Genomic DNA, 18379 nt, shown 5'->3' with positions numbered 1-18379 from the left:
ACGATTTCAGATCAGGATCACGGCATTCGATCCGCCGCCACCCTGAGAACCTGCTCCAGAACATCACTCATCTGCTCAATGACCTCCAGATTACTGAACCGCGCAACCTCAATCCCTTGCTGCTGAAGGTAGAGCGTTCGACGCCGATCATGGATTATGGCGGCCGTTTCATAATGCTGACCGCCATCAAGTTCAATAGCCAGTTTCAGCTCGGCACAATAGAAATCCAGAATGTACGGCGGGCAGGGGAATTGGCGTCGAAATTTCAGATTGGCAATTTGCCGGCTGCGGAGTTTTTGCCAGAGCAGGCGTTCGCAATCGGTCTGGTTGACGCGAAGTGTGCGGGCGAATTGGCGTTGGTCGAGGGTGGGGCGGTTGGGCATGCTTCACGTCCGTGTGAAGGGAATGGAGGTTTAACTGTAGTCGGGTTTTGTACTGCGGCTCTAGAACCACCCCTCACCCCAACCCTCTCCCCAGGGGGGAGAGGGGGAAAGGGTGTAGTGGTCTAATTTCCCCGGACACCTCGATAGGTGGAGAATGCATCTATCGAGGAGTTTTTCATGACTGGCAAACGCAGAACATTCGACGACAGCTTCAAGCTGCAAGTCGTAAAGATGATCAAGGACCAGGGACTGGCCGTTCCGCAGGTCTGCCGCGACCTGAATATTGGTGAGACTGCCGTCCGGCGCTGGGTACAGCAGTACGAGGCTGAACAGTTGGGAGAGACCGGAATCGGCAAACCCTTGACTGCTGAGCAACAACGTATCCGACAGTTAGAGCAGGAAAACCGCCAGCTCAAGATGGATAACGATGTATTAAAAAAAGCTACCGCCTTCTTTGCCCGCGAGCTGAAGTAACGTATCGCTTGGTTCGGCAGCTGCAACAGAAGGCTTATTCGGTGGCGCATGTCTGTCGGCTGCTGGGTATCAGTCGATCCGGCTTCTACGAAGCCAACAAGCGTGCTGAAGCGCCAGCATCAGTTTGTCCCATGGCTCTGCAACTCAAGGCATCGTTTGCCGCGAGTGGCGGCTGTTATGGCAGTCGCCCGTTGCGTAAAGCGTTACGCGCCAAGGGCATGGAAATAGGCGTTTATAAAATTCGTCGTTTGATGCGTGCCCACGGTCTGCGTTCGGCCTGGAAGCGCAAGTTTGTGCACACGACCGATAGCAACCATGATCTGCCGATTGCTGAAAATGTGTTGAATCGCCAATTCGAACCCGAAGCGGTGAACAAGGCCTGGGTAGCGGACATTACCTATATCCGGACCCGTAGCGGCTGGCTGTATCTGGCCGTGGTACTGGACTTGTTCTCACGCAAGATCGTGGGTTGGTCCATGGCCCCGAACATGCCGGCTGAGCTGGTGTGTAGTGCAATGCAACTGGCAGTTGCTCAGCGTCAACCGCCACCTGGTCTGATCGCTCATTCGGATCGCGGTAGCCAGTACGCCAGCGCGAGCTACAGGGCGCTGCTGACAAGAAATAACATGCAGCAAAGCATGAGCCGTAAAGGTAACTGCTGGGACAACTCAGTGATGGAGCGCTTCTTCCTGAGTTTGAAAATGGAGCGGGTATGGCGGCGCGATTACGCCAATCACGCCGAAGCGATACGTGACATCACTGAATACATCGTTGGGTTTTACAACAACGAGCGGCTGCACTCGAAACTGGGATATCTGCCACCGACCGTTTACGAACGGCAATGGCGTCTAAACCACCTATCGAGGTGTCCGGAATTAGTTGACCACTACAGGGAGCTAATCTTCTTCGTTTTCAAACCTGAGTTCGACTCGGCATTTCAGGTCGATGGACAGCGCAAGACATCTCGGTCAGTCCCCTCGCCCCCTGGGGAGAGGGTTAGGGTGAGGGGGCTTCAGTAGACGTCGCGGCGATAGCGGCCCTGCTCGATCAGCCGCTCGACTTCATCAACACCGAGCACTTCGTTGAGTACTTGATCCACGCCTGTCGCCATCCCTTGCAGGCTGCCGCAGATGTAGATCGATGCACCGTCCGCCAGCCACTTTTTCAGCTCGACGGCACGTTGGCGCAGGCGATCCTGAACGTAGATCTTCTCGGCCTGATCCCGCGAAAACGCCAGGTCCAGCCGCTCCAGATCGCCTTCGATCAACCATCCCTCGAGCTCATCGCGACAGAGGAAGTCATGCTCGCGGTTGCGTTCGCCAAACAGCAGCCAGTTGCGTGTCTGGCCATCGGCAATTCGTGCCTTGAGCAAGCTGCGCAGGCCAGCCAGTCCGGTGCCGTTGCCCAGCAAAATCATCGGTACGGGCGTTGCCGGTAGATGAAAACCGCTGTTGCGCCGTACCCGCAGGCTGATGGCAGAACCCAATGGCGCGTATTCGGTCAGCCAGCCGGAGCCGATGCCCAGACGTCCATCTGCATGACATTCCTGACGCACCAGCAGTTCGAGCACGCCGTCGGCGGCAATCGAGGCGATCGAGTATTCGCGCATGGCCAATGGCACCAGCGCGTCGACCAGCGCCTGAGCGTGTAAGCCGACCAGGTGCACGCGATTTTCGGGTAATTGACGGCTGGCCAAGGCGTGTTCCAGGGTTTCCTGCACGCCATTGATTTGCACCCGACTGTTGCCGGCGATGCCCAGCCCTTCAAGGAACTGTTCAATCGCGCCCCGGCAGTTGCGCGGTAGCACTTCAACCAGGTCGCCGGCCAGCCAACTGCTGGTGTCGGGCGCCGTCAGGCCCAGCAGGTAAACGTCGGCGCCGCTGCTGTCGGGGTTGAGCAGTTCGCGCTTGCTCAAGGTCCAGTTGTTGTAGCTCGGGGCTTTCCAGGTATCGACCGGTGGCTGCCCGGTCAGTTGACCGAGTTGCTGCTGCCAATGGCGCAGGGCGTACGGGTCGCCGCTGTCGACTTCCACCGGGGCAAACAACGTGGTGCCACCGTGTTCCGAAAGCCAGCTGTGCAAGCGTTTGGCAAAGCCGCAGAAGTGTTGATACTGCCGATCACCGAGGCCAAGCACGGCGTAGTTCAGGCTCGAAAGGCTCAGCGCCCGACCCAGCACCTTGCGCTCGAAACCACGAGCGCTGTCCGGTGCTTCGCCGTCGCCAAAGGTACTGACCACGAACAGCGCATTGCTCGACTCGCGCAGGTCCTGCTCGCTGACAGCCGCCAGCGGTTGGACCTTTACCGGCAACCCGGCAGCCTGCAATTGGCTGGCGGTCTGCCAGGCCAACTGTTCGGCAAAACCGCTCTGGCTGGCGAAGCCGATCAGCCATGCCGGTACATCGCTGGTGGTGTGCATCAGCTCTTTGCGGGCGTTTTTGATCTGGCGTTGCTTGCGTCGACGGTCCAGGTACAGCAACCAGCCGGTGATGAAGAACAGCGGCATGGTCAGCGAGGCCAGTGTCAGCACGATTCGCCCGACGAGACCAAAGTAACTGCCGACGTGCAGCGCGTAAATGCTGGTCAACAGTTGCGCCTTGAAGCTCTTGTCGCCGTAGCGATCATGACGGCTGATAACACCGGTGGCCGGGTCGAGAGTGATCTGGTTCAGCGCCCGGTCATGGGGTGAGTTTTTCAACAGATAGAACACAGTCGCCGGTTGTCCGGCCACCGGTGGCATGCGCACGTTATACGCGCTCAGGCCCGGCCCCGCGGCGCTGTAGATGCTGCTCCAGATCGCGTTGTAATCGGCGGTCGGCAGGGGGCCGGCCGGTGGCGGGGTACCACGACCTGGTCTGATGCGTTCGTTTTGCGGTGCATCGGACAGCAGTTTGCTCAGGCCCTTGTTGTACCACTCATAGGACCAGGACAGCCCGGTCAGCGCGGCCAACAAATACACCAGCAAGCACCAGGTGCCTGCGACCGAGTGCAGGTCCCAGTTGAAGCTGCGACCTTTTTTCGCCCAGTCGAGGGTCAGCCAGGCACGCCAGCTCGCCACCTGACGCGGCCAGCGCAAGTAGAGCCCGGACAGGCAGAAGAAAATCAGAATCAGTGTGCAGGCACCGGTGATTTGCCGGCCGGTGTCGCCCATCGCCAGGAAACGGTGCAGTTGCAGCATCAGGCCAAAAAAATCCTGGCCGACGGCATCACCCATGTAGTCGCCGGTGTACGGGTCGACGTAGCGCATCTGGCCACGGCGCTCGCCCGGCGGCGGGGTGAAGAACACGCGCGCCGCAAAGCCGCTCTCGGTTTCGACCCAGAGCATCGCGACTTTCTTGCCTTCGGCAGCCTCGACCTTGGCCACCAGATCTGCCGGCGGCAGAACGCCGGCCACCTGCTTCTCGACCTGCAGGACCTGTGGGTTGAGTGCCCGCAGGATCTCATCCTGAAACGACACCGCTGCACCGGTAATGCCCATCAAGGCCAGTACCAGACCCGCGCTGATGCCGAAGAACCAGTGCAGCTGGAACAGGGTTTTCTTCAACACGTCGACCGCCTTGTTCGTCTAAAACTGTTTGTTCAATAAGAAACGTCACGGCGCGCATTATGCCGTGAGTTGTCGAGAAACATTCTTTTTTACATGCAAAAGCCCCGCTCATCGTGATGGGCGGGGCTTGGCGACATCGTTCTTTATCAGAAGTGGAAGTTGGTGCTCAGCAATGCCGTACGGCCCGGCGCCTGATTGGCGAAGTGGGTGGCGAAGGCTTTGTCGTAGTAGGTCACGTCGGTCAGGTTCTGCAGGTTCAGTTGCAGGTCGACGTTTTTGGTCAATTTGTAGCTGGCCATCGCGTCATAACGAACGTAGGAGTTGACCATGGTGGTGTTGGCCACGCTGCCGAATACGTCATCGACGTAGAACGCGCCGCCGCCCAAGGTCAGCTTCGGCGTGACGTTGTAGGTCGACCACAGGCTGGCGCTGTTTTTCGGGGTGTTAGGCAATTGATTGCCATCGGTGGCGTGGTTCAGCGGGCCGCCATCGACTTGCTCGCTGTCCATGTAGGCGTAACCAGCGAAGACTTGCCATTTGTCGGTAATCTTGCCGTTGGCCGACAGCTCGATCCCTTGAACGCGGGTTTTGCCGGCGTTTGCGTAGGAAGTGGTATCAACCTGAACACGAGCGTTCTCTTTCTCGGTACGGAACAGGGCGGCGGTCAACGACAGACGATCATTGAGCAGGTCCCACTTGGTGCCGACTTCGTAGTTCTTGGTGGTTTCCGGCTCCATGTCGCTGCTCAGCAGATTGCCGTTGCGATCCTTGGTGCCCGACAGCGGGTTGCCATCCATGCCTTCGCCCAGGGTATTACCCGGTGGTGTGGCGGAGGTCGCGTAAGAGGCGTAGATGCTGCCGTTTTCAGCCGGTTTGTAAACGACACCCAACTGACCGGTGACGAACTCGCTGGTGTCAGCGCCTTTGGCCGTGGTGGCACCCGCCGCGGTGAAGGTCTTGTACTTAGTGTCGAAGTGGTCGTAGCGCAGGCCCATGTTCACCAGCCATTGCGGCGACAGTTCCAGCGTGTCGAAGACGTACAGGGCACGTGTGTTGGCGGTGGTGTCGGTGCCCGCGTAGTTGCGCGAAATCGCACCGTTCCACGGATCGTTCGGGTTCGGGTTGGCCAGCGAGGTGCAGTTGTAGCCGCTGGACGCGCCGATCATCGATGGCGTGCAGTTGCTGCTTGGTTTGTCCGCTGGACCCGAGCCTGGAGTGGTATCGGTGTTCACGTTGTACGAGGATTTTTCGCCTTCTTCACGGGTGAACTCGACACCGGTGGAGAAGCTGTTCTTGAAGCCGGCGATGTAGAAGTTGCCAAACAGATCGGTCTGGTTGGTGGTGGTCGCTACGTTGCTGACACGGGTGTTGGCACGACGCCAAACGCTGCCGTTGTTCACGTTGCCCTTGCTGTCGTCCGGCTGGGTCAGGATGTAATCCTGCATGCTGGTGCCGTGGCGCAGGGTGTTCTTGATGGTCAGCGCATCGCTCAGGTCGTGCTCGATGGCGAAGGTCGCAGTGTCAGTACGGGTCTTGCGGAAGTCGCGGTCGGTCAAGCCATAGAAGTTGCTGCTGTCACCGCCCGCGTAAGGTTTGTCCGGGCTGCTCTTGGTGCGATCGGCGGTCTTGCCCGAAGCCGGTACGGTGTACGGAATACCTGAGTCCGGCAGGTCGTTGCTTTGCAGATGGTAGTAGTCGAGGTTGACGCGGGTGTCGGTGCCCAGGCCGAAGGCCAGCGACGGCGCGATGCCCCAACGGTCGTAGTCGACCTTGTCACGACCAGCGACGTTGCTTTCGTGGCTCAACAGGTTCAGGCGACCAGCGGCGGTATCGCTGAACTGGTAGTTGCTGTCCAGGGTGTAGCGCTGGGTCTGGTCCGAACCCCAGGTGAAACCGCCATTGAACGAGTCGCCCAGGTGCGCCTTTTTGCTCACCAGGTTGATGCTGCCACCGGCTGCGCCACGACCGCCAATTGCGGAGTTCGGGCCTTTGCTGACTTCAATCGACTCAACGGCGAAGATTTCACGGCTCTGGGAGCCGGTGTCACGTACGCCGTCGAGGTAGGTGTCGCCCTGAGCGTCGAAACCACGAATAAATGGACGGTCACCCTGCGGGTTGCCGCCTTCACCAGCACCGAACGTGATGCCCGGGACGGTGCGCAGCGCATCCTGCATATTGAGGGCGCCAGTGTCCTTGAGGACCTGCTGTGGAATCACGGTTACCGAACGCGGGGTATCAATCAGCGGCGCGGTGTACTTGGGCGAAGAGGCTTTTTCGACCTGGTAGGAGGTGGAGTCCTGGGCTTCACCGGTGACACTGGTGGCATCCAGGGCAATCGCATTGCGCGGCGCTTTATCGTCGGTCTTTTCTGCCGCGTAAGCCATGTGCGCTGCAGAGCTGGCAGTGATCGCCACGCCAATTGCAGAGGCGAGTAGACGCGGTGAGCTGACCGGTGATTGTGGTAGTTGGCGTGACATTGTGAATTCCCCTCCCCAGGGTTTGAGGCGGCGGAATATAGGGTAAATACGTATTTGTATCAATTGAGATATATTGCTATTTGCGCTGAATTTACATTCTTTACAGTTTTCCCTTACGGGTTTTGCGGACTCATCCGTCAGAGCGATTTTACATTGCCAATAAGAATCAATACCATTGGCATTCCTTTACCCTCAGGTAACACCCCATGCTGCTGCATATTCCCGGCTTGTTCTCCCGCGAAGAGGTGCAGCGCATTCGCGAGGCGCTGGAGCAGGCTGACTGGGCGGACGGCAAGATCACCGCTGGCTTTCAGTCGGCCAAGGCCAAGCACAACCTGCAACTGCCGGAAGGTCACCCGCTGGCGCAGGAAATTGGCGCGGCGATGCTTGAACGGTTGTGGAAACATCCGCGATTCATGTCAGCAGCGTTACCGCACAAAGTTTTTCCACCACTGCTGAACTGCTATACGGCGGGGGGCAGCTTCGACTTTCATATCGACAACGCCGTGCGTCAGCCCAAGGGCAGCATCGAGCGCGTTCGCACCGACCTGTCGTCGACGTTGTTCTTCAGCGATCCGGACGAGTACGACGGTGGCGAGTTGGAAATCCAGGACACCTTTGGCACCCAGCGAGTGAAGTTGCCGGCCGGCGACCTGGTGCTCTATCCGGGCACCAGCCTGCACAAGGTCAACGCGGTGACTCGCGGCACACGCTATGCCTCATTCTTCTGGACCCAAAGCCTGGTTCGCGAAGACAGCCAGCGCGCCTTGCTGTTCGAGATGGACGAGGCGATCCAGCAACTGACCCGGGACATGCCGGATCACCCATCGCTGATTCGCCTGACCGGCACCTATCACAACCTGCTGCGCCGCTGGGTCGAGGTGTAACCGTGAGCTATCGACTGCGCCGCGAGGAAGTCCTCGATGGCGATCAACTCAGTGTGATGCTCACCGAGAGCCCGGCCCGTGCCGCTCAGGCAATACTTATTGCAGCGAAGACCGGGATCCTCGACGCCCAGGCCTTGCTCGGTCAAATCCTGCTCGAAGGGCAGGGCATCGCCAAGGACCAGGCACTGGCCTTGCGCTGGTTCAAGATCGCCGCCAACGGCGGGCATCTGATGGCGCGCAACATGCTCGGGCGTTGTCATGAACATGGTTGGGGCTGTAATGCCGACGCTACAGTCGCTGCGGGACATTATCGCTTCGCCGCCGAAGCCGGACTGGACTGGGCGATGTACAACTACGCCAACCTGCTGGCCACCGGGCGTGGTGTGGTCGAGGATCAGTCGCAAGCCCTGAATCTTTATCGCCGAGCCGCCGAACTGGGCCACGCCAAGTCGATGAACCTGCTGGGGTGCTATCTGGAAGAGGGGCGATTCTGCCCGGCGGATCCTCTGGCCGCAGTGGATTGGTATCGACGTTCGGCAGAGGGTGGGGACTTTCGGGGGCAGTTCAGTTATGCGGCAGTGCTGGCCCACCAAGGGCAGATCGAGGCTGCGCTGAGCTGGCTGCACGAGGCATTGGCGGGTGGGAATTTGAAGTTCTTGAAAGTGGCAGGCGCGGCGCTGTTGAGTGCGAGCGATCCACAAATCCGGGCGTTGGCCACGGATTATCAGCGACGGGCCGCTGGCCTGGCGCAGGTCCTGTAGGAGCACGGCTTGCCGGCGAAGGCGTTCCTGAGATCGCTATCGCCGGCAAGCCGTGCTCCTACAGCCTTAACCGCTGCGTTTAGACGTAGAACGATTTCAGCGGCGGGAAGCCATTGAACTCAACGGCGCTGTAGCTGGTGGTGTACGCGCCGGTGGACAGCCAGTACAGGCGGTCACCGATGGCCAGGTTCAGTGGCAGGCCGTACTTGTAGTTTTCGTACATGATGTCGGCGCTGTCGCAGGTCGGGCCAGCGATGACCACTTCTTCCATCTCGCCTTTCTTCTCGGTCCAGATCGGGAACTTGATGGCTTCGTCCATGGTTTCGATCAGGCCGGAGAACTTGCCCACGTCGGTGTATACCCAACGCTCGACGGCGGTGCGCGATTTTCGTGCGACCAACACCACTTCGCTGACCAGGATGCCGGCGTTGGCGATCAACGAGCGGCCTGGCTCAAGGATGATTTCCGGCAGATCGTCACCGAAGTCTTCCTTGAGGAAACGGATGATTTCTTCGGCGTAGGTTTCCAGGCTGTTGGTGCGGGTGATGTAGTTGGCCGGGAAGCCGCCGCCCATGTTGATCAGTTTGAGGTTAATGCCGTCTTCTTCTTTCAGACGTTCGAAGATCACTTTGACCTTGGCGATCGCCGCGTCCCAGACGCTGATGTCACGCTGCTGCGAGCCGACGTGGAAGGAGATGCCGTAAGGCACCAGGCCCAGGTCGCGAGCGAGGATCAGCAGGTCCATGGCCATGTCGGTCTGGCAGCCGAATTTGCGCGACAAAGGCCAGTCGGCGGTGGTCGAGCCTTCGGTCAGGATGCGCACATAGACTTTCGAACCCGGTGCAGCCTTGGCGATGTTGCGCAGGTCGGCTTCGGAGTCGGTGGCATACAGACGCACGCCCTTCTCGTAGAAGTAGCGAATGTCCTTGGATTTCTTGATGGTGTTGCCATAGCTGATGCGGTCCGGGGTTACGCCGCGGCCCAGCACTTTGTCCAGCTCGTAGATCGAGGCGATGTCGAAGCTCGAACCTTTCTCTTTCAGCAGGTCGATGATTTCGACGGCCGGGTTGGCCTTGACCGCGTAGTAAACCTTGGCAAATTCGAAACCGGCACGCAGGTCGTCATAGGCCTGGGCAATCATCGCAGTATCAATGACCACGAACGGGGTTTCTTGCTTGTCAGCGAAGGCCTTCATTTTCTGAAAGGTTTCGCGCGCAAAATAGTCTTCGACCTGAATCGACATACTTGGGAGCTCCTACTGGCAAACAACGTAAATAAATGGGTGCAAATGAACGTCCTCCGTATCCCCACTTTGGTTCGCCTACTTCCCAAGGCATGTCGCCGAAAGCAAAAAGGCCATGGGAAATGCAGATTCCCTTGGCCTTGCTGTCTCGTCGTCAGTACTTGAGCCGGATGGATCGTTTCCAGCATGGACGTTCGGCGCGAACTTTAGGGCGTGAAGGCCTTGAGATCAACAAAAAATGTCGCGTTTTTGCACGCATCCGTCGTGCGGTCCTCGTCAGTCACTTGTGTAACCGACCCTGATGACAGGTTGATGTTCCCCGATTGAGGCATTCTGGAAGGGTTTTCATTGTCTTTGTGGCGAGGGAGCTTGCTCCCGCTGGGCTGCGAAGCTGCCCCCAATTTTCGGTTGCTGCTCAACCGAGCGGGAGCAAGCTCCCTCGCCACAGTATCCGTCAGGCCAGCGCAGTCTCTGCAGGCGAAACAATGCTGGTCTTGCCACCCCGCGAGCGCCCGGAACTCAGGTACTCGGCAATCGACTCCTGCGTCACTTCACCGAGGAACACCCGCTCAGCGTCCATCACCGGTAGCCACGAGCGGTTGAACTCGTACATGCGCGACAAGAGGATTCGCAGGTGCTCGTCGTAGGCTGCCGTGGCGTTGAATTCGCGCAGGTATTGCACGCAGGTGCCGGCCTGACGGTGCAGATCGCGGCGGCGCACGTAGCCCAGTGCCTTGTTGTCGGCGCAGGTGACCACCACGTAGCGGCGGTCGAGTTCGTCCATCAACTCCAGCGCTTCGGCCACCGGGGTTTCCGGGCTGACTGACGGCGCGTTGTCCGCCGCGTCCTCGGCCTTGACCAGCAGCAGGCGCTTGAGCGTGCTGTCCTGGCCGACGAAGTTGCTGACAAAGTCATCCGCCGGGTGCGCGAGCAGGGTGTCCGGGTGATCGACCTGAATCAACTTGCCGCCACGGAAGATCGCGATCTTGTCGCCGAGCTTGATCGCTTCGTCGATGTCGTGGCTGACCATGATTACGGTCTTGCCCAGCGCCCGCTGCATCTCGAAAAATTCGTTCTGGATCATCTCGCGGTTGATCGGGTCGACCGCGCCGAACGGTTCGTCCATCAACAGCAACGGGGCGTCGGCGGCGAGGGCGCGGATCACGCCGATCCGCTGTTGCTGGCCACCGGACAGCTCACGCGGGTAGCGGCTCAAGTACTGCTTGGGTTCGAGCTTGATCATGTTCATCAATTCGCGGGCGCGATCGTGGCATTGCTGTTTGTCCCAACCGAGCAGGCGCGGCACGATGGTGATGTTTTCCTCGATGGTCATGTTCGGGAACAGGCCGATCTGCTGGATCACATAACCGATGTTGCGGCGCAAGGTAACGGCGTCGAGATCGGTGGTGTCTTCGCCGTTGATCAGGATTTTGCCCGAGGTCGGTTTTATCAACCGGTTGATCATTTTCAGCGTGGTGCTTTTGCCGCAACCCGACGGGCCGAGGAACACGCAAATCTCGCCTTCATTGACGATCAGGCTTACCGAGTCCACGGCTTTCACATCTTTGCCGTTGCTGTGAAAGGTTTTGCTGAGGTTTTGAAGTTCGATCATTTGAGTAATCCTTTTGGAGTCAGCGAACGTTGCAGCCATTGCAGAAGCAGGTCGGCGAAGATCGCCAGAAGACTGACCAACACCGCACCGACGATCAGCATCGACATATCGCTGCGGCTGATGGCAGCGAGGATCAGTACGCCCAGACCACCGGCGCCGATGGTGGCGGCGATGGTCATCACGCCGATGTTCATGACCACGGCAGTGCGTACGCCGGCGAGGATCACCGGCACCGCAATTGGTAACTCGACCATGCGCAGGCGTTGGCCGAAGGTCATGCCGATGCCCCGGGCTGCTTCGCGAATGCCGGGTTCGACACCGGTCAGTGCCAGGTAGGTGTTACGCATGATTGGCAGCAGGGAATACAGAAATACCGCGGTGATGGCTGGCATCGGTCCCAGGCCCTGGCCGAATTTCGAGTAGAACGGCAGCAGTAGACCGAACAGCGCAATCGACGGGATGGTCAACAGCACCGTGGCGCTGGCTTGCAAGGGACCGGCCAGCGTCGGGAAGCGCGTCATCAGAATGCCCAGCGGCACGCCGACCACAATCGCCAGGGTCACGGCGATGCCGACCAGGGTGATGTGTTGCCAGGTCAGGTGCAGGACGAGTGGCCAGTCCAGGTGGGAAAAGGCGTTGAGAAATTCCATGGCTTTTCCTCCTTAGTTCAATGGGTGCTGGCGCAAGAAGTCTGCGGCCACGGCGGAAGGGCTTTCATGATCGACATCGACCCGCGCGTTGAGCTGACGCATGGTTTGGTCGTCGAACAGTTCGGCCAGTGGTTTGAGTTGTTCGGCCAGTTGCGGATGGGCATCGAGGTACACCTGACGCACAACCGGCGCAGCGGTGTAGTCCGGGAAGTAATGCTTGTCGTCTTCCAGCAGTTTCAATTTGAAAGCGTTCAAGCGACCGTCAGTGGTGTAGACCAGACCGGCAAACACCTGGCCATTGCGCAGCGCGGTATAGACCAGTCCGGCGTCCATCTGCCGGATATTGTTGCGGGTCAGGTTCATGTCGTAGAGCTTGACCATGCCTTTGAGGCCGTCGGAACGGTTGGCGAACTCGGTGTCCAGAGCCACCAGGTGGTTGGCCTTTGCCTCAGCGTCGAGCACGTTGTTCAAGTCGCTGATGCGGTTGATCTGCGGGTATTCGTCAGCCACGTTCTTCGGCAACGCGAGGGCGTAGGTGTTGCTGAATTTCGACGGTGTGAGCCAGACCAGACCCTTTTTCGCGTCGAGTTCCTTAACCCGGACGTAGGACTGTTCGCTATCGAGTTTCTCGGTGACATGGTTGTAAGCCACCAGCGACACACCGGTGTATTCCCACATCAGGTCGAGCTGACCGTTTTCATGAGCGCTGCGGGCCAGGCTGCTGCCCAGGCCGCCGGTCACCTGGACCTCATAACCCTTGGTCCGCAGGTATTGCGAGGTGATTTCCGCGAGCAGGGTTTGTTCGGTGAACACCCGGGCGCCGATGCGGATCAACGGTTTGTCGGCGGCATTGGCAAATCCTGCGCACAGCAGGACGCAGCCTAGTAATAAGCTAAATGTCTTCATGATTATTCCTTCGCTCAGCCGGATTCAGGACTGGGGTAAACCGCGTTCCAGCCAAAGTCGGCTGGCCAGTGTCACCAGACCGTCGAGCAGTAACGCCAGCAGGGCGGTGCAGGCTGCGCCGAGAATCAATTGCGGCTGGTTGTTCAAGGCAATGCCGGGGAAAATCAGGCTGCCCAGGCTGTTGGCGCCGATCAGGAACGCCAGCGGCGCAGTGCCGACGTTGATCGCCAGTGCGACGCGCACGCCGCCGATAATGATCGGCATCGCGTTCGGCAGTTCGACCCGCCAGAGCACTTGGCGTGGGGTCATGCCGATGCCGATGGCCGCTTCCTTGAGTGAGCCCTGAACGTTTTTCAGGCCTTCGTAGGTGTTGCGCACGATGGGCAACAGGGACGCGAGGAACAGCGCGAAGATCGCGGGGCCGCTGCCGATCCCGAGTATTCCCAGGGCGATGGCCAGTACGGCGAGAGGCGGGACAGTGTTGCCGATGTTGAAGAGCTGCATGAAGCGTTCGGCGCGTCCGACCATGGTCGGGCGGCTGAGGAAGATACCGGCGGGGATGCCCACAACGAGGGCGGCCAGCATGGAAGCGAGGACGAGAATCAGATGAGCTTGCAGGTAAAACAACAAATCGTCGCGGTACAGGTCGATCGTGTTGATGCCGATCCAGTGGATCAGCAGGGCCAGAAGGGCGACGACAACCGCTCCTCCTATCAGCCCTTTGCCATAGCGAATAGCCACAGGCGGACTCCTTTATTTCAGTCGGCGAACAGCGCTTCGTGTGGCAACGCCATACTTGGCTGCCGAAGACACTGTTCGCGAAAAGCAGCTCGTCAATGCCGGCAAAGCGGCATGAGATCGAGCCATAAGCGCAGCCTCGTCAGGCTGACTTGCTGATATTTCAGCCCCTGACGACAGGTCGTAACAGGGGAGTGGACGGCTCCACGGTTTAAAAGGTTCCCACGTTAGACAGTATTTGGCCACCCCGGTCGCCTCACTTCCCGTAGCTGCTGTCGAGCTTGCGAGGCTGCGTTCGGCTGCAAAGCGGCCGTAAAACCGTCATGCGCGGTATGCCTGAAAGACCACGTTTTTTGATTTACGACGGCTGGGCCGCCGAACGCAGCCTCGCAAGCTCGGCAGCTGCTACAGGGCGAATGGTGGTCCGTAGATGTCGTTTTGAGCTATACTCGCCGCCCTTTTTTGAATCACCTGCCAGGCGATTTCCCATGACCAAACAGGCCGCCGAAGTCGCGAAACGCCGCACTTTCGCCATTATTTCCCACCCCGATGCGGGTAAGACCACCATCACCGAGAAGCTCTTGCTGATGGGCAAGGCGATTGCGGTTGCCGGCACGGTGAAGTCTCGCAAATCCGACCGTCATGCCACCTCCGACTGGATGGAAATGGAAAAGCAGCGTGGTATTTCCATTACCACGTCGGTCATGCAGTTCCCGTATCGCGATCACATGATCAACCTGCTCGACACCCCGGGCCACGAAGACTTCTCCGAAGACACCTACCGCACCCTGACGGCGGTCGACTCGGCATTGATGGTCCTCGACGGCGGTAAGGGTGTAGAGCCACGGACCATCGCCCTGATGGACGTTTGCCGTCTGCGTGACACGCCGATCGTCAGCTTCATCAACAAACTCGACCGCGACATTCGTGACCCGATCGAACTGCTCGACGAAATCGAAGCCGTCCTGAAGATCAAGGCTGCGCCGATCACCTGGCCGATCGGTTGCTACCGCGATTTCAAAGGCGTCTATCACCTCGCCGACGACTACATCATCGTCTACACCGCAGGCCACGGCCACGAGCGGACCGATGTGAAAATCATCGAGAAGCTCGACTCCGATGAAGCCCGCGCGCATTTGGGTGACGAGTACGAGCGCTTCATCGAACAGCTGGAGCTGGTGCAAGGCGCCTGCCACGAGTTCAATCAACAGGAATTCCTGGATGGCCAACTGACGCCGGTGTTCTTCGGTACCGCGTTGGGTAACTTCGGAGTCGATCATGTGCTCGACGCCGTGGTCGACTGGGCACCGAAGCCGCTGGCCCGTGTCGCCAACGAGCGCACGGTGGAACCGGTAGAAGAGAAGTTCAGCGGCTTCGTGTTCAAGATCCAGGCGAACATGGACCCTAAACACCGCGACCGTATCGCCTTCATGCGTATCTGCTCCGGCAAGTACGAAAAAGGCATGAAGATGCGCCATGTGCGCACCGGCAAGGACGTCCGGATCGGCGACGCGCTGACCTTCTTCTCCTCCGAGCGTGAGCAGCTGGAAGAAGCGTTTGCCGGCGACATCATCGGTCTGCACAACCACGGCACCATCCAGATCGGCGACACCTTCACCGAAGGCGAAGCCCTGGGCTTCACCGGTATCCCGCACTTCGCTCCAGAACTGTTCCGTCGCGTACGCCTGAAGGATCCGCTGAAATCCAAGCAACTTCGCCAGGGCTTGCAGCAACTGGCCGAAGAGGGCGCGACCCAGGTGTTCTTCCCGGAACGCAGCAACGACATCATCCTTGGCGCCGTCGGTGTGCTGCAGTTCGATGTGGTCGCCAGCCGCCTGAAAGAGGAATACAAGGTCGAATGCGCCTACGAGCCGATCACCGTGTGGTCCGCGCGCTGGATCGATTGCAGCGATAAGAAGAAGCTCGAAGAGTTCAGCGTCAAGGCTGTGGAAAACCTCGCCCTCGACGGCGGCGGCCACCTGACCTACCTGGCCCCGACCCGAGTCAACCTGGCGCTGATGGAAGAGCGCTGGCCGGACGTGAAATTCCGTGCGACGCGTGAGCATCATTAATTTGTAGAAGTACGGCTTGCCGACGATGGCGATTTCGAATTTGCCATCGCGAGCAAGCTTAGTTCCTACAGGCTGATTGGTTGTATCCCAAGCCCCGTTGCGTAAGCTGCGGGGCTTTTTATTGGGCAAGTCACCACCAGTGCCCAGTGGCAATTAAATAGCGATTCGACCTAGCCATTATTCCAAACCTGTCTTTTGGCAAACGGCAATTGGCGACCATCGTTAGTGTCCTATCTGGTCAATCCGATCTATCCAGACTAGATTTCAGACAGCGCTACGCTCGTTGGACATACGATCCGTAGCTACTCGTGATTCACCTACGAAAGGATGGAATCAGCTATGAGCATTTTTCAACGCATGGTTTTACTGATCAAAGTGCTGGTGCTGCTGTCGGTGGGCACTTCGGCAGCGTGGGCGAGCAGCGGCGCGGTGCAGGACCAGGGTTTTTGGGCAGCAAAAAGTGTGCAGGGCAGTGGCTTGATGGTTGCCACCGGTGATCAGAGTCAAAGTGACACTAAAGGCGATGAGGACCCATCCTCCGACGATTCCGAAGACGATACCCAGGGTTAAGGCTTAAGGATTCAGACAAAAGAACCCTCCTCCTGTCGGACTGATGCGCAGTCCGACAGGAGGAGGGTTGGTCAACGCGTTTCAAAAAGCGCCCCGAGAGGGCGCTTTTTCATGCCCGGCCTAGACGACGAATTGCTCGGCGTAATGGCAGGCCACCTGGCGGCTGTCGAGCTGGCGCAGGGCCGGCTCTTCTTTGCTGCACAGTTCGGTGGCGTACGGGCAGCGCTTGTGGAACGCACAGCCGGACGGCGGGTTCAGCGGGTTCGGCAGTTCGCCGACGATCTTGATTTTCGGCTTGGTCGGATCCGGATGGATCGTCGGCGTGGCCGACAGCAGAGCCTGTGTGTACGGGTGCAGGGGACGGGTGTAGATGTCTTCTTTCGGGCCCATTTCCACCGGACGGCCGAGGTACATCACCAGCACCTGGTCGGCGACGTGGCGCACCACCGCCAGGTTGTGGGAGATGAATACATAGGCGGTGTTGAACTCTTGCTGCAGGTCCATGAACAGGTTCAGCACCTGGGCCTGAATCGACACGTCCAGCGCCGAGGTCGGTTCGTCCGCGACCAGCACTTTGGGTTGCAGCATCATGGCGCGCGCCAGGGCGATCCGTTGGCGCTGGCCGCCCGAGAACATGTGCGGATAACGCTGATAGTGCTCAGGACGCAAGCCGACCTGCTTCATCATCGCCTGGACTTTTTCACGGCGTTCGGCCGCGGAAAGCTTGGTGTTGATCAATAGTGGCTCTGCAAGCTGATCGCCGATTTTCTGCCGTGGGTTCAACGACGCGTAAGGGCTCTGAAAGACCATCTGCACGTCTTTGCGCAGCTGTTTGCGTTCGGCCTTGTTGGCGCCGGTGACTTCCTGCCCGGCGATTTTCAACGAGCCCGAAGACGGTTCTTCGATCAGCGTCAGGGCGCGGGCCAGGGTCGACTTGCCGCAGCCGGATTCGCCAACCACGGCGAGGGTTTTGCCGGCTTCGAGTTCGAACGACACACCATTGAGTGCGCGTACCAGCGCGGTGCCTTTGAACAGGCCGCGGGAGACTTCGTAGTGACGGGTCAGGTCACGGGCGGTGAGAACGACGGCCATTACGCCACCTCCTGATTCAAAGGATAGAAGCAGCGGGCGAGGCTGTTGCTTTTCGGGTCCAGGCCTGGACGTTGTTGACGGCAGCTGTCCTGCACGTACGGGCAGCGCGGCGACAGCAGGCAGCCTTGCGGACGGTCATAGCGACCGGGAACAATGCCCGGCAGGGTGGACAGGCGCGAGGAACCCAGGCTGTGCTCGGGAATAGCCTTGAGCAGCGCTTCGCTGTACGGGTGTGCCGGGATGTCGAACAACTGCGGCACCTGACCGACTTCTACCGCTTGGCCGGCATACATCACGCACACGCGCTGGGCGGTTTCGGCCACCACGGCGAGGTCGTGAGTGATCAGCACCAGGCCCATGTTCTGCTCTTTTTGCAGCGCCAGCAGCAGGTCCATGATCTGCGCCTGAATCGTCACGTCCAGTGCGGTGGTCGGTTCGTCGGCGATCAGCAGTTTCGGTTCGCCGGCAATCGCCATGGCAATCGCCACACGTTGGCTCATACCGCCGGACAGTTGGTGCGGGTAGGCATCCATACGGCTTGCGGCGCCCGGGATTTCGACTTTTTCCAGCAGCTCGATGGCGCGCTTGCGGGCGTCCTTGCTGGACATTTTCAGGTGCAGGCGCAGTACTTCTTCGATCTGAAAGCCGACGGTGTAGCTTGGGTTCAGCGCGGTCATCGGGTCCTGGAAGACCATGGCCAGGTCTTTGCCGACGATTTGCCGACGCTGACGATTGCTGAGCTTGAGCATGTTCTTGCCGTCGAAATTCAGGGCGTCAGCGGTGACGATCCCCGGGTGTTCGATCAGGCCCATCAGCGCCATCATGGTCACGGATTTACCGGACCCCGACTCGCCAACGATGGCCAGGACTTCGCCCTTGTCCACGGAAATGTCGAGACCGTCGACCACCGGAACGGCGTTCTTGTCGCCGAAGCGAACGTTGAGATTCTTGATTTCCAACAGTGACATTT

14 protein-coding genes and 1 pseudogene are annotated in these 18379 nt (G+C 59.1%); 5 read left to right on the top strand and 10 right to left on the bottom strand.

The annotated features are described in order from the left end of the window. Positions 1-17 precede the first annotated feature (17 nt). Complete coding sequence (locus tag AABM55_RS24775; protein WP_347928016.1) at positions 18-383, bottom strand: endonuclease domain-containing protein; 366 nt, start codon at positions 381-383, stop codon at positions 18-20. A gap of 177 nt (positions 384-560) precedes the next feature. Here AABM55_RS24775 and AABM55_RS24770 point away from each other — a divergent pair. After that, positions 561-1672 (top strand): annotated as a pseudogene (locus AABM55_RS24770) (IS3 family transposase); the annotation flags it as partial. A gap of 197 nt (positions 1673-1869) precedes the next feature. On the opposite strand, the gene AABM55_RS24765 reads toward AABM55_RS24770, so the two are convergent. Both AABM55_RS24765 and AABM55_RS24760 read right to left on the bottom strand, forming a co-directional pair. Next, positions 1870-4401 (bottom strand): sulfite reductase flavoprotein subunit alpha, encoded by a 2532-nt coding sequence (locus AABM55_RS24765; RefSeq protein WP_347928014.1) that lies wholly within the window; start codon positions 4399-4401, stop codon positions 1870-1872. A gap of 146 nt (positions 4402-4547) precedes the next feature. Beyond that, positions 4548-6878 (bottom strand): TonB-dependent siderophore receptor, encoded by a 2331-nt coding sequence (locus AABM55_RS24760; RefSeq protein ID WP_347928013.1) that lies wholly within the window; start codon positions 6876-6878, stop codon positions 4548-4550. Between the two features lie 206 nt (positions 6879-7084). Between AABM55_RS24760 and AABM55_RS24755 the strand changes: the two genes are divergently transcribed. Next, positions 7085-7765 carry a Fe2+-dependent dioxygenase gene (locus AABM55_RS24755; protein ID WP_054594043.1) on the top strand — a complete coding sequence of 227 codons (681 nt, stop codon included), beginning with the start codon at positions 7085-7087 and terminating at the stop codon, positions 7763-7765. A 2-nt stretch (positions 7766-7767) separates the two neighbouring features. Then, positions 7768-8526, top strand: a complete 759-nt coding sequence (locus AABM55_RS24750) for a tetratricopeptide repeat protein (protein ID WP_347928012.1) — start codon at positions 7768-7770, stop codon at positions 8524-8526. Positions 8527-8605: 79 nt separating this feature from the next. Here AABM55_RS24750 and AABM55_RS24745 read toward each other — a convergent pair whose 3' ends face one another. From AABM55_RS24745 to AABM55_RS24725, 5 genes are all read right to left on the bottom strand, one after another. Further along, positions 8606-9769, bottom strand: a complete 1164-nt coding sequence (locus AABM55_RS24745; RefSeq protein WP_054594041.1) for a type III PLP-dependent enzyme — start codon at positions 9767-9769, stop codon at positions 8606-8608. 454 nt (positions 9770-10223) lie between these two features. Beyond that, positions 10224-11381, bottom strand: a complete 1158-nt coding sequence (locus tag AABM55_RS24740; RefSeq protein ID WP_347928011.1) for an ABC transporter ATP-binding protein — start codon at positions 11379-11381, stop codon at positions 10224-10226. Beyond that, entirely contained in the window at positions 11378-12031 is a 654-nt protein-coding gene (locus AABM55_RS24735; RefSeq protein ID WP_054594039.1) for an ABC transporter permease, read from the bottom strand. The genes AABM55_RS24740 and AABM55_RS24735 overlap by 4 nt, the downstream gene beginning before the upstream one ends. Positions 12032-12043: 12 nt before the next feature. Continuing rightward, positions 12044-12937, bottom strand: coding sequence for a glycine betaine ABC transporter substrate-binding protein (locus AABM55_RS24730; protein WP_347928010.1), 894 nt, complete (start codon positions 12935-12937; stop codon positions 12044-12046). 24 nt (positions 12938-12961) lie between these two features. Beyond that, a complete protein-coding gene (locus AABM55_RS24725; protein ID WP_347928009.1) occupies positions 12962-13678 on the bottom strand; it encodes an ABC transporter permease in 717 nt (238 codons plus the stop codon). 485 nt (positions 13679-14163) lie between these two features. Between AABM55_RS24725 and AABM55_RS24720 the strand changes: the two genes are divergently transcribed. Next, the gene (locus AABM55_RS24720) at positions 14164-15747 is read left to right on the top strand and encodes a peptide chain release factor 3 (protein ID WP_103315796.1); all 1584 of its coding nucleotides are present in this window, start codon (positions 14164-14166) and stop codon (positions 15745-15747) included. Between the two features lie 339 nt (positions 15748-16086). Then, positions 16087-16317, top strand: a complete 231-nt coding sequence (locus AABM55_RS24715; protein WP_103315791.1) for a hypothetical protein — start codon at positions 16087-16089, stop codon at positions 16315-16317. 120 nt (positions 16318-16437) lie between these two features. On the opposite strand, the gene AABM55_RS24710 is transcribed toward AABM55_RS24715, so the two are convergent. Both AABM55_RS24710 and AABM55_RS24705 read right to left on the bottom strand, forming a co-directional pair. Then, positions 16438-17409 carry a peptide ABC transporter ATP-binding protein gene (locus AABM55_RS24710; RefSeq protein ID WP_054594034.1) on the bottom strand — a complete coding sequence of 324 codons (972 nt, stop codon included), beginning with the start codon at positions 17407-17409 and terminating at the stop codon, positions 16438-16440. Next, complete coding sequence (locus AABM55_RS24705) at positions 17409-18377, bottom strand: ABC transporter ATP-binding protein (protein WP_054594033.1); 969 nt, start codon at positions 18375-18377, stop codon at positions 17409-17411. The genes AABM55_RS24710 and AABM55_RS24705 overlap by 1 nt, the downstream gene beginning before the upstream one ends. Positions 18378-18379 lie beyond the last annotated feature (2 nt).

This window comes from Pseudomonas helvetica (genome assembly GCF_039908645.1).
Lineage (GTDB): Bacteria > Pseudomonadota > Gammaproteobacteria > Pseudomonadales > Pseudomonadaceae > Aquipseudomonas > Aquipseudomonas helvetica.
The sequence above is the reverse complement of the archived record's forward strand: the minus strand, read 5'-3'. Positions and strand labels throughout refer to the sequence as shown.